This is a genomic window from Virgibacillus salexigens, from assembly GCF_014905415.1.
Classification (GTDB): Bacteria; Bacillota; Bacilli; order Bacillales; family Amphibacillaceae; genus Virgibacillus; species Virgibacillus salexigens.
In genome coordinates this window covers 19,744-32,330 of sequence record NZ_BNEO01000003.1, presented here as the reverse complement: position 1 = coordinate 32,330, position 12,587 = coordinate 19,744, and the positions used below count along the sequence as shown (strand labels likewise).

The following is a 12,587-nucleotide window of genomic DNA, read 5'->3' as shown; positions in this document are numbered from 1 at the left end:
AACCCCTCTCCCATCTGTTTATTGTTGTGTTTTTCTAATATGCCCGTTTGACTCCTGAAGCTTCTGTTTAGCAGTGGCTACATCACAATTCAATAGAATCATGGTAATAGCTAGCTTCACATTTCCTTCCCCCTCTTCTAATTTTGCTTGGGCTACATCTTGGTTTACTTCTGTTGCAGCCATGATGATGCGCAACGCCCTCACTTCTAGTTTCTGATTGGTGGTTTGTAAATCCACCATTAAATTTTGATAAACCTTTCCAATCCCAACCATAGAGATTGTAGAGAGCATATTTAAAATTAATTTCTGTGCAGTAGCTGCTTTTAATCGAGTAGAACCAGTTAAAACCTCAGGTCCTGTAGTTACTTCAATAGCGATTTTGGCAATCTCCCCAATTTCTGAGTTTTGGTTACAAGCGATAGCCACTGTCTTTGCACCTATTGTATTAGCATAGTCTAAAGCTCCAATCACATAAGGTGTTCGCCCACTAGCTGCAAGACCGACTACAACATCTTTCGGTTGCAATTGAATCTCCTTTAAATCTTGCTCTCCCATTGATTTGCTGTCCTCAGCACCTTCAACTGCCTTCGTAAATGCCTTTTCGCCGCCGGCAATTAAACCGATTACTTGATTTGGCTCTGTACCAAACGTTGGTGGACACTCCGCTGCATCAAGTACACCCAGACGCCCACTTGTACCTGCTCCAACATAAATCAATCTTCCTTCTTGCTCAAAAGCTTCAATAATTGCTTTTACAGCCTTTTCAATTTCTGAAAGATGGGCTTCCATTGCTTTTGCTACTTGCTGATCTTCCTTATTCATCACCTTCAATGCTTCTAAAACGGACATTTGGTCCAAATTCATTGTCTTCAAATTTTGTTTTTCAGTTGTCATCTTATCTAAGTTAATCATTTAATGAGACTCCTTTTTTATCTGGTTTTTTTCTAGAATTTCAATTGATTTTTCATAATGCATATTTACATAAGTTGTATAAAGAATATCGATCAGATTCAATTGAGATATTCTTGAGGACATTGCGCCACTTCGAAAGGCGTATTCATTTGCAGCAACAAAAAGTTTATGATCTGCCATGTCAGATATGGTTGCGCTTCCATACTTGGTTATAGAAATAAGTTCTGCTTGATTTTCTTGTACTGTTTTGGCGCATTGAATCATTTCTTCTGTCTCACCAGAATATGAAATAACAATACCAATATCATGCGCAGTCATATTTTTCGCCATTAACAATTGCGTGTGCCAATCTTCCGCTACATATACCATTTTATTAATTCGAGTAAATTTCAGCTGCGCATCTTTGGCAACAATTAACGAGGCACCGATACCAAATAACACCAGCTTCTCACATCTGTAAATGGATTTGACGCACGCATCAATGACATCGTAGTCAAGCAAGCTGGTTGTTTCTTCTAATGATAAGATGTTCTTGTTGGTTACCTTATCAACAACTTCCTTCACACTGTCCACCTTGGTTACATCCGTTATTCTTTTGTTTTTATAGTTTTTTCTTACTGCTTGTTCAAATAGAAGCGATTTAGAAAACTCTTTGTATCCATTAAAGCTATTCTTTTTGCAAAGTCGGATGATAGAAGCTGGCGAGGAAAATGTCCGCTCTGCAAGCTGATAAATGGTCAACTTCGATGTTTCTTCTGGATTGGCAAGTATATATGAAATAATTTCTTTCTCTGTTGTACTCGCCTGCTCGTAATACTCCTTTAAGCGAATGGTTGCGATTTTCAATTGATCGCTCCTCCTTACATAGTTTGATGATAATTACTATGAAACTTAGTGTCAATGACATTAGATACTTATGAAACATTGTACCATAACTTGAAATTTATTGCGTGTATCCCCTTTCATACATGAAACTTTCTGTCACTATATGTAGAAAATTTCCAATCAGAAGGTTTAGACTTATCGGAGTATCTATGATTATCATAAAGCTTCCATTCTCTTGAATAATTAACAATCGTTTTAATGATAATGAAATAGGGAGCGAGATATGTAAATTCGATAGAATATCAATATCGAGGGGGTTTTCATGATAGCTAAAAAGTAATGGAGAAAATGGAGTACACAAATGCTAAAAGTAATCCATGGTTCTATAGAGACTGCTGTGACCAGAAATGGTGGATATACAGTAAACATCAAGTATACATCGAGTATCTCATTTTTACAGAGAAATAACCTTCCATTCATCCGAATGATAAAATAGACAAGCTCTCGACGAAAGCTTGTCTATTTTAATTTGTCCGAGTGTTACTACTTACAAATCCTAGTTTTCCACCAACTACCTCTTTCACCTCATGAATTACAACAAAGGAGCTTGGATCAATGGTTTGCACTCGTTTTTTGATTTTTAATAGCTCCGTCTTTTTAATAACCGTATAGATAATTCTTTTATCTTTATTTACGTAGTATCCGTATCCATAATAAATCGTAGCGGCATTGCCAAATTCGTTTGTAATTACGTTAGAGATTTCTTCATATTTATCTGACATAATTGTCATGGCTTTCTTATTATGGAAACCTCCAATTACTTGATCCGCTATTTTTGTACACAGATAAACAAATATAAAGCTATACAGCATATTATTAACTCCAATAATAAATATAAACGCTGCTATAATAACACTATCCATATAAAAAAGACTCTTGGAGAAGCTGTATCCCTTAGTGTAATTTAGTAAATAAGCCAGGAGGGTAGTTCCACCGGTCGAGCCATCAGCAATGAAAATCAGGCCTAAACCAGCCCCGAGTAATAATGCACCGAAGATAATGCCCAATACCATATCTTCAATACCAAAAGGAACAAAGCTTAGAATTCCTAGAAATAAAGAGCTCATCGCTACGCCTAATATGGTATAAATGATCGTTCTTTTCATTAAAAATTTATATGCGATGGCAATAAAAATCAGATTAATGATAAACGTACTAATACTAGTAGGAATCTCAAATAAATAATATAAAATGAGAGACATACCTATTGTGCTTCCGTCACCGAGCCTGTTCGGTATAACAAAAAATTGAACGGAGGCAGCGATAAGAAAAGAACCAACGATTATTAACAGCACATCTTTTAAAATATTTTTCATATAAATAACCTCCTTAAACAAAAAAAGTCATATATAAAAAACTTTAGAAATCAACTATTTCTTAACCTCTAAAGCTACTAAATATAAATAATGTTTTATCCCACTATGATGCAACTTCACGATTATAGTAACCTCTTGAATCAAAGTCAATATACAATCTAATTTTTAGATTTATAAGATATATGGCCGCCACTATCTTTTCTCTTGAGAAACACTCCATTGAAATTCAGAAATAAATGGTACTCCCTAAAATTTTTGTTCATAAACCGTCACAGCTTCTACATAATTTCTGCAACTATTTATCTTAAACTAACAAGTAGAAACCTGTTTTTAGCTCTTAAGACATCATTAAAGCTTCACTTATTATAGAAGGAGGGTATATAGAAGCTTGAATGAAGCTAAAATGAAAAAGAAATCGCATTAAGTTACTTAATTAAAATAGGAGTTGAATAATAGATGAAGAAATGCCTTCTTGCAGTGGCTGGACTATTCCTCATGTTAGTAGTAATTGCCTGTGATGATAGTAGTTCGAATAAAAAAGAAGAAAATAATATAAAAGAAATGGTACACGATTACAGTGTTAATCGTGTTGATGATGGGACAGCATCCATTACTTCAGAAGAACTTATTGTAACGGACAGTAATAATAAAGAGACTACTTATGATCTTCCAGAGGATGAATTTTTTGTTTCGATTGCACCATTTATGAAAGCAACACATCCTTGTACCAATCATAGTCTAACTGGTTGCCAAGGCGAATTGGTCGAAAAAGAGTTTGATGTATATATTCAAGATGACGAGGGGAATGTGGTGATTGATGAAACCATGACCTCATTTAAAAATGGATTTATTGATTTATGGTTGCCAAGGAATAAAACATTTCAAGTAAAAATAGAATATGGCGGAAAAGTATCAGAATCAGAAATCTCCACCTTTGAAGGCGACAATACGTGTATAACAACAATGCAGTTATCTTAGGAAAAGTCTATGACGAATGACCAAGGAAAACAAATCCCTCTAGTGTTTACTGATGTATAATGATCAATGAATAATTAACTTAAGCGATAGAGACGAAGACAAAAGTAGCTTATTCCTATCATCATCCGAATGGTTTCACTCGAATCCACTCGGATGTTTGTTTACATAAAACGATTCTATCCTCGTTCCGTCAAAAAAATTTTATAATTTATAAACGATATGTTACCACCGCCTTCCTATCTGTATAATATAAATACTTCAAGGAATATATATGGAATCAAATTAGAGGAACAAGGAGAGAAAGAAATGGGTAGAAGAATTGAATTCGATGATGATGTTAAAATTGGATATGTCTATATTGTTAATAAAAAGTATAAATATAAAATTGATGAAACAGAAGAATTAGAAGTAAATCCCTTTCTAAATGTTGATATAGATAAAAACGGAATTATCATAGGAATAGAACTATTCGAAGAAGAAGCGCTTGGACTAAAAGAAATATTGAATAATAAAAAGAGAATGTTCATTGAATCGCCAGAAGGTTACTCATTTAGAATGAGTCAAAAAGAAGTACGTAGTAAATTTGTATTTAGGGGATTGCGTTTCTGCTTTTCGAATGTTGGTTATAAAGGATTGATTGGAATAGATATTATTGTTCCAGAAAATTATCCAGCCAAATACATTTTGTAAACACACTACTATATCCGCATCAAAAAATAATTTAAAGCGAAAGTTGCTGCACGATATTTTATTACACAGCCCATGACATAATGTATTACCCAAGGTTTCCCTTTTCTGTTTAGTTGCATTTGTCCATAATAAATGTGGTGATTACACATAAATAAAAAACGAAAGTGCGTTCACATATAGATTGGATTTTAAAAATCATCCAAAACGCCAAACCTAAGTAGTCGGACTTTTGACATATTGATTCTGAAATTGAATCGGTGAAAGTCCAGTACTCCGTTTAAATGCATTATAAAAACTGGAAATACTTTGATAGCCGATTTGATAACCGACTTCTGTGCTATTTAAACTAGTCGTTAGTAGAAGTTCTTTTGCTTTCTTAATCCTAACCTTTTCCAAGTAAATACGCGGAGTATCCCCTGTACTGTCTTTGAAGAGCCGGTTTAAATGAAAACGACTGACCCCTACCATGGATGCCAATTCATTCATAAGCATTTTTTGATCATAATGACTGTTTATGATCTGCATCGTATCATCAATAATTGCTTTTAATGGTTCATACGTTTTTAATTGTAGATCGGGGCGACATCTTTTACAAGGGCGAAATCCTGTTTTTAGCGCCTCTTCTGCATTCAAAAAAAAGGAAACATTCTCATATTTTGGTATCTTAGATTTGCATGATGGCCGACAAAAAATTCCCGTTGTCTTAACAGCGTAATAAAATCTGCCATCAAATGTAGAATCACATGTAACTGTTGCTTCCCACATCATATCCTTAGAAAGGTCTTTTGGACTTATCATTCGATTTTTACTCCCCCTTAAAGGAAAAAATCTCCTTACTAAAAATCATATAAATCACATATAAAGCGATGACAATTAATGGAACCAATATGTACATTTGAAAAAATGGGATTACAAGTAAACACAAAATGAAAGAAACCCCTGATGCCCACCATGGCAGGGTATATGTCTTGAATAATTTGACACCTGCTGCCATAGAAAGAATGTAGACTAAAATTCCAAAGGAAGTCGGGATAAACAAAATATCGTTAAATGTTAATGACATAGCCTCTGTTACTAAAATACCGGCTATCGCAAAACAGATAATAAATAAAACCATTCGTGTAGGAATTTGAGTGGTACGATGCAGTCTTGAGAAAAATTTCGGAAAAGCGCCATCTCTGCTTAACGAATAACCTAATTGAGTTAGACTAGCTACAAAGGCATTCGCTGTCCCTGTACAAATGATTAGAGCTAATCCCGCCGTAACAATCTTAGCACCTATACCTATTGTATCTCCCATTATAACACCAATAGGGGATAGACTGCTTTCTGTAGATCCATACGTCGCTGTTCCTATGGTGACAAGACTTAAGGCCAAAAACAAGATACCAATGACAATAGCACTAAGCATCGCCCCTTTTACAATATCTTTTTCTGGTCTTTTGAAGTTATTCGACAGACTACAAATCGCCTCCCAGCCGAAAAAAGACCAAAAAATAAGTGTTATAGCATTCCCAACAGAAAACCATCCATTCGGGACAAAAGGGACAAAATTCTTCCACTGTATACTTGGCAAAGAGAAAAATACAGCCAACAATAATAGAATCAACAAACTAGCACTTATAAATAACGCAACCTTGCCACTGACTTTGATACCATAATAATTTGAAACACCTGCAATCACCAAAATAAAAATAGCGATAAGCGTCGTTTCAGATTGTGAAAATCCAAAAGCTTGACTAAAATAAAAAGCGCCTGTTAAGGAAACAATTGTTTGTCCGACTGCAGCTGTTATGAAATAAAACCAACCAACAATGTTGCCTAGATGATTCCCAAAAGAATTTCTGACAAAAGTTGCAGCTCCACCCGCATCTGGATATTGCCGAGCTAAACTCGCAAAGGAGTATGCAATTGGGAAATTAATTAAAATCACGATAAACCAAGATAGAATGGACGCAGGACCGGCTATTGTGGCTGTCGCACCAGACAAAAAAAGAACTCCTGATCCTAAGATCGTTGCAATGTATAAAGCAATTCCTTGAAATAATCCAATGGATTTATTTTCCATCCTCTCACTCCTTTCCGCCTTCATCGTAGCAAGAAAGAGTAAGAAATTCTTCTTGTTTTTTGCGGTTCAATTCCCCTAGATCATGCCTTATATTGATCTACTTCTTAATCCATTGAGTGGTTAGTAAGTTAAATAGACGGTAGTTTTGTAATCGATTAAGATTTCATAGGTTTGAAATTCGTTGCTTTCTTAACCAAATAGTTCCTTATTAATGAAATGATATTTACATACATACAGTATGTATGTTAAAATTAACCTAACAACTATTTAAAGGGGTGTAGTTTGATGGCAGTGACTGGGTTTTATCCTGTAATTCTTACGGATGATGTTTCTCGCTCTGTAGATTTTTTTGTAAGCCACTTTCAGTTTGAAGTCGTTTTTGAAATTGATTGGTATGTGAGTTTAAGGTTGGATTCGTTTGAGCTAGCGGTGCTTCATCATCATCATGATACAGTTCCATCAGAGATTCGACAGCAGATTACGACCAGTCTGATTTTAAATCTTGAGGTAAAAGACGTTGATGCCCTATACGATCGCTTAATTCGTGAACATCACCTCCCTATCGTACTCGATTTACGGAATGAAGATTTTGGGCAGCGTCATTTCATTACATCCGATCCGAACGGAATTCTTATCGATGTCATTCAAGCAATAACTCCATCTGCTGAATTCCAAAGTCATTTCAAGGATACTCTGTCATGAGCAGTTACATTCCATTGAAGTATTATTTTGACGGAGAATTAGCGCAATTCTTTGGGCATCAAATATCCCTTATTTATCCGGAATTCCCTCGTAATTCCTTTATTAAGGGCGTGAATAACCTCGTCAAAGAATTGGAGCTAAAAGAAAGGGTAGCCGTCATCTCTAAAGAATTGCACAAAGCGCTCGGCTTACCTTACGTTGATGCGATTGGAATTTTGAAACAAATGCTTGGGCCAGAAAACAAAACAGAACAAGGAATGTTTGCAAATGGTTATTTTTTAATGCCAATTGCTCATTACGTTGAAGTGTATGGATTGAATGACTTTGATGTATCGATGGACGCCTTGTATGAAATTACGAAACGTCATACGTCCGAATATGCGATTCGCCCCTACTTACTGCATTATGAACAAGAAATGTTAGAGAAACTTCGTATATGGGCGATCGATGAGAATGCACATGTACGTCGACTCGTTAGTGAGGGAACACGTCCTCGTCTACCTTGGGCAAAACGAATCGACGTGCTTTGCGGCGATCCGTATATGAATCTTTCTTTGCTCGAGCCATTGATAACCGATCATTCCAAGTATGTTCAAAAATCTGTTGGAAATCACCTGAATGACTTGTCAAAAACGTATAAAGAGGAAACAATAGAATGGATAAAAAAGATGCATAAGCTGCATGGGAAAAACATCAATTGGACAGTAAAGCATGGACTACGTTCATTGATAAAAGTCAATGACCAAGATGCTCTTGCATTTATGCACAGGGTTGGTGAATAATAAATGAAGAAGACAAAAGCTGAAGCGGGAGAAACAATACAATTACTCCTCCAAACAGGGAAACAACATTTTGCAAAATATGGATATGCAAAAACAGCACTCGAAGATATTGTGAAAGATTCAGGTCTGACGCGTGGTGCATTGTATCATCACTTTAAGAATAAAGAAGGACTCTTTTTCGCCGTTATTGAATCCATTCAGAAGCAGATTGCTCAAAATATCGAGCAGCAGGCAAGCAAGAGTTCAGATCAATGGGAACAGCTGTCACTTGGTTGTCGAGCATTTATCACGTCTGCAATTGAGCCTGACCATAAACAGATAATTCTCATTGATGGTCCTGTGGTCATCGGTTGGAATCGTTGGCGACAATTAGATGCCAATCATTCAATGAGACTTCTATACAATCAGCTTGAACAAATGCAGAAGAACGGTTGTTTTCTGTCTCTGTCGGTAGAATCACTGACCCATTCTTTATCAGGGGCCATGAACGAAAGCGCATTATGGATCGCCGAGAAAGGTTCCTTTGATTCAATTGATGAAGCGATGCACGTGTTAGATGTGTATTTCGAAGGACTTAAACAGACGAACTAACTGCATCTTAATGACCTTACTCCAGTATTCATAAAGACATATAGCCCATACGCAATTTATTTTGCAGCTAAGAAAATATCCATACGAAAATACCAAACTTCTTAGAAAAACCAGATCATTGGTTGAAATAAAGTTGCGTCAACGCCTAAGTATTATTGGACCATTTCTTAGGCAATATTTTTTAAGGCTTTAATAGTAATGTATAGAGATGAGTTGTTTGAGAGATTTTTAAAACGAAATAGAGGAGCCGATTCAATATGCCTTATGCGTCATTTAAAATCCGCATTTACGCTTTTTTATTAGATTATCTCGTTATCTTAATATACGGTATATTTGTTCTAGGTACCATTTCTTTCGTTTTCAGGTCATATATTAGCCACCTATTTTCAAGCTCTCCAGTAACAGCTGAACTGACAGGTTTCCTTTTGATTACGTTGCCAGCTTCGCTTTATTTTATTGTATGTGAATGTTCTAAATGGCAGGGAACATTAGGGAAGAGAAAAATGGGCATTCGTGTTGTTGATAGTTTCGGACAGCGTATTGGAATCGGTCGCTCAGCTTTTCGAACAGCTATCAAGTTTCTTCCATGGGAGGTTGCTCACTTTGGCATATGGCGATTAATGCTTCCAACAGACTTTTCTGAAATCACTATTCTTATGGTCCTTAATGCTGTCAATCTTGTAATATTATTATATCTAATAATTCCTCTTACTAATAAAAAAAGAAAAAATGTCTATGACTGGTTCGCAGGTACGGAAGTGAAAGACTATCGTTTAAGTACGAAAGGGCAAGCAGAGTCACTAGATACATCTGCCTTTTAAAAAACTGAATCCTCAACAATCGGACGAAAAACTACTTATCGCTGGAATAGCAGAGGTAATAGTGGTGTGATTGAATATCCTTCTGAGCAATTGAAGGATATGACTAATCAAGTTATGAAGCGTTATATGGAAGGAACGGAGTTTGAGGTTAAGGATTATTAATTAAAGTCGAGCGTAAATATGTAGTATGATGATATTTCAATTGAGCTCATATTTTATCCGCCCCCTTCTTATCAAAGGGGGCTTTTATTTTTCTACATTTACATCCGATAAAAGAAAAATTAATTGTATCTAAATCATTGTTGAGTTATTAACCAGCTAGCGTTACTATTAGATGCATAAGATTAGAATAGGTGAAATAAAATGGCTTCTAAAAATATTATTATAAATCCTTCCTCTGGAGCCATTATAATGGCCCTAGGTATTTTTCTTTTCGTCACTATAGACGCTTTTCCGTTTCTAGAGAACATAAAATTATTTTTCGTTTTTATTTTTTTGTATATCGGGATGTTAATCTATACATTAATTACAATACAACTTTTTCATAAAGATTTTCTAATTAGTTTGTTGATTAATCCCGTCAATTCTTTTGTAATAGGAACCTGGATTGCAGGTATTTCTGTATTAAGCAATGTAATTATGAAATATCTTCCTGAATTCCATAGATTTGTTCAAGGAATTGTTTGTGTAAATACTTTATTATGGTTAGGTTTCCTTTTAATTTGTTTATATAATTTTAAACGACTTTATAAAAAGTCACAAAAATATCCTGTTCACGGCATTATTTTACTTTCTACTGTAGCCACACAATCAATGGTGCTTTCATGGTTACCTTTCTTTCAACAAATACCAATTAAATTAATTAAAATAATAATCATGATAGGATTATTATTTTATGGATTAGGTATACTCTTAATTATTTTTCGATACAGCAGGAATAACTGGTCACTTTTAGATGATTGGACCAATACTAATTGTATTATACACGGAGCGTTATCTATTACTGGATTAGCAATTGTCTCCTCTCATCTTCTATCAGCAGACCTTATTTTAATATTCTGGTTATTGGTATTCATTTTATTTCTATTGGTAGAAAGTATAGAGATAGTAAGAGGAATTAAAAGAGTCTCTAATCTTGGTTGGAAAAAAGGAATATTCACATATAATGTTAGCCAATGGTCAAGGAATTTTACCTTTGGTATGTTTTATGCATTTACTTTCAAGATTCACAGTAATATTGATTATAAAAGTACCTTGGAATCGTTGCATGAGATTATATTAAGTTTTTGGAATTGGACCGTATTGTTAATATTAGTTATTGAAATTGGAATATGGTTTCGTTCATATTTTATTGACAGAAATAAAATTACAGAAAAAGCAAGCATATAAGGAGGTTTTTATGGAAAAAGAGTATATTGGTAAATGTGATTTATGCGGTGATAAAATTTACTGCCGAAGTGGTTTTTTAGATGGAATTATTCAAAGTAACCATAAGCTTATTTGCTTTTCCTGCCAAGAAGAGAAAATTGATGACTAAGGTATTAAACATTGTGTTATATCGCTAGGTTGTACTTTAAGGCATGTAATAAATAAAGCTTTCTTAGAAGACTTAATATAACGAGGTTCAAAAGCTAACGGGAATTTCACATCCTAACAATAGATCATAGTTTCCAAAAACAAGAGCATATTGTTAATAATTATTTAACAAATATGCTCCCAAAAACACTTTAGTTTTAACTCTGTCAGGTGTCCCAACTGTATCGATGTTTGTATATGTAGAGACTTTAATATCACTATTAGCATATACTTTTTTCCTGTTTCCCAATTTTCTTTTATGCTGTTCCAATACTCAGTTGAAAAATAGCTAAATTTAATTTAAACCCTGACACCTGACCGCATTCACATACATACTTCCATTTATCAGAAACCGGTGTAAGTATAGAAAGGATAAGGAAGAGTTTGGCCATTCTGATGATGAAATTACGAAACAAGGACCAGATTATGGAATACATTTTTAGAGATTACGAAACAGATAGGGGGAATCTGATGGAGGAGTCTATTGTGTTACGTACAGTAGATATCGGAGACACAGAAGACTTATCGTTTTTAAAAAAAACAACGCATTTATTACAGGAACTCGTTTTAAACGGCGCGGCAATTGGGTGGGTTGATCCACCTTCAACTAAAGAGGTGACTGGCCTCATTAGGGAATTGGCCATTGCAAGTGAAAATAGTGATGCATGCCTAATTGCCATCTGGGTCGATCAAGATCTTGCAGGTATTGGGTACTGGAGACGCTACAGTCGTCCGACTCATTATCCCCATGCCGACATAGAAAAAGTGGCAATCGATCCACAATATCAAGGTCTTGGTTTAGGGCACAGAATTATGAATCAATTAATTTCTACTGCTGTCAATACTGGGATTGAAGTTCTAACCCTTGACTTCCGTTGTGACAATGAACGAGCTGCCAAATTGTATAAATCACTAGGTTTCACAGAGTATGGTCGATTGCCTCGCTTTGTAGCAGTCGGCAAAGATCGATACGACACTATATTCTATGCCCTTGATCTACGATAATCCAGAATAGGGCGCAGTTGTTGAACAAACATTATGCCTGAATCAAGTCAGATTGTGAAATAAAGCTATATTTGGGGGGATGTAAGTTGAAAATAGAAACATTTACTGGATTTACTGAACAAGGTTTAAGCAAAAAAGTAAATAGGTTTTTGGAAGACAACCCTTTAGAAGTAGTGGATATTAAATTTTCCTCCTCTATATTTTATATGGGTGCAATGGTTATTTATAACACGCATAACAATAGTTAATCAAACGAGCGCAT

15 protein-coding genes are annotated in these 12,587 nt (G+C 35.1%); 10 read left to right on the top strand and 5 right to left on the bottom strand.

What is annotated here, in order from left to right:
• Positions 1-18: 18 nt before the first annotated feature.
• From murQ to JKP73_RS14265, 3 genes are all read right to left on the bottom strand, one after another.
• Positions 19-912 (bottom strand): N-acetylmuramic acid 6-phosphate etherase, encoded by an 894-nt coding sequence (gene murQ, locus JKP73_RS14275; RefSeq protein WP_021292487.1) that lies wholly within the window; start codon positions 910-912, stop codon positions 19-21.
• Positions 913-1,758, bottom strand: coding sequence for a MurR/RpiR family transcriptional regulator (locus JKP73_RS14270; protein ID WP_021292488.1), 846 nt, complete (start codon positions 1,756-1,758; stop codon positions 913-915).
• Positions 1,759-2,261: 503 nt separating this feature from the next.
• Positions 2,262-3,113 (bottom strand): YitT family protein, encoded by an 852-nt coding sequence (locus JKP73_RS14265; protein WP_200411475.1) that lies wholly within the window; start codon positions 3,111-3,113, stop codon positions 2,262-2,264.
• Positions 3,114-3,569: 456 nt separating this feature from the next.
• On the opposite strand from JKP73_RS14265, the gene JKP73_RS14260 reads away from it, so the two are divergent.
• Positions 3,570-4,091, top strand: a complete 522-nt coding sequence (locus tag JKP73_RS14260) for a CueP family metal-binding protein (protein WP_021292490.1) — start codon at positions 3,570-3,572, stop codon at positions 4,089-4,091.
• A gap of 306 nt (positions 4,092-4,397) precedes the next feature.
• A complete protein-coding gene (locus JKP73_RS14255) occupies positions 4,398-4,781 on the top strand; it encodes a DUF2283 domain-containing protein (protein WP_200411474.1) in 384 nt (127 codons plus the stop codon).
• Positions 4,782-4,994: 213 nt separating this feature from the next.
• Here JKP73_RS14255 and JKP73_RS14250 read toward each other — a convergent pair whose 3' ends face one another.
• Both JKP73_RS14250 and JKP73_RS14245 read right to left on the bottom strand, forming a co-directional pair.
• Positions 4,995-5,546, bottom strand: coding sequence for a bifunctional transcriptional activator/DNA repair enzyme AdaA (locus JKP73_RS14250; RefSeq protein WP_101953576.1), 552 nt, complete (start codon positions 5,544-5,546; stop codon positions 4,995-4,997).
• A 40-nt stretch (positions 5,547-5,586) separates the two neighbouring features.
• Positions 5,587-6,849 (bottom strand): APC family permease, encoded by a 1,263-nt coding sequence (locus tag JKP73_RS14245; RefSeq protein WP_038246327.1) that lies wholly within the window; start codon positions 6,847-6,849, stop codon positions 5,587-5,589.
• 285 nt (positions 6,850-7,134) lie between these two features.
• Here JKP73_RS14245 and JKP73_RS14240 point away from each other — a divergent pair, with 285 nt between their 5' ends.
• The 8 genes from JKP73_RS14240 (at position 7,135) to JKP73_RS14205 (ending at position 12,573) form a co-directional block, all read left to right on the top strand.
• Positions 7,135-7,551, top strand: coding sequence for a VOC family protein (locus JKP73_RS14240; RefSeq protein WP_021292494.1), 417 nt, complete (start codon positions 7,135-7,137; stop codon positions 7,549-7,551).
• Entirely contained in the window at positions 7,548-8,333 is a 786-nt protein-coding gene (locus JKP73_RS14235) for a DNA alkylation repair protein (protein ID WP_200411473.1), read from the top strand. The genes JKP73_RS14240 and JKP73_RS14235 overlap by 4 nt, the downstream gene beginning before the upstream one ends.
• A 3-nt stretch (positions 8,334-8,336) precedes the next feature.
• The gene (locus tag JKP73_RS14230; RefSeq protein ID WP_021292496.1) at positions 8,337-8,924 is read left to right on the top strand and encodes a TetR/AcrR family transcriptional regulator; all 588 of its coding nucleotides are present in this window, start codon (positions 8,337-8,339) and stop codon (positions 8,922-8,924) included.
• 257 nt (positions 8,925-9,181) lie between these two features.
• Positions 9,182-9,745 carry an RDD family protein gene (locus JKP73_RS14225; RefSeq protein ID WP_021292497.1) on the top strand — a complete coding sequence of 188 codons (564 nt, stop codon included), beginning with the start codon at positions 9,182-9,184 and terminating at the stop codon, positions 9,743-9,745.
• A gap of 363 nt (positions 9,746-10,108) precedes the next feature.
• The gene (locus tag JKP73_RS14220) at positions 10,109-11,134 is read left to right on the top strand and encodes a TDT family transporter (RefSeq protein ID WP_021292499.1); all 1,026 of its coding nucleotides are present in this window, start codon (positions 10,109-10,111) and stop codon (positions 11,132-11,134) included.
• Between the two features lie 10 nt (positions 11,135-11,144).
• Positions 11,145-11,282 (top strand): hypothetical protein, encoded by a 138-nt coding sequence (locus JKP73_RS14215; protein WP_021292500.1) that lies wholly within the window; start codon positions 11,145-11,147, stop codon positions 11,280-11,282.
• A gap of 509 nt (positions 11,283-11,791) precedes the next feature.
• Positions 11,792-12,325 (top strand): GNAT family N-acetyltransferase, encoded by a 534-nt coding sequence (locus JKP73_RS14210; protein ID WP_200411472.1) that lies wholly within the window; start codon positions 11,792-11,794, stop codon positions 12,323-12,325.
• An 86-nt stretch (positions 12,326-12,411) separates the two neighbouring features.
• Entirely contained in the window at positions 12,412-12,573 is a 162-nt protein-coding gene (locus tag JKP73_RS14205; protein WP_200411471.1) for a hypothetical protein, read from the top strand.
• Positions 12,574-12,587: the final 14 nt, after the last annotated feature.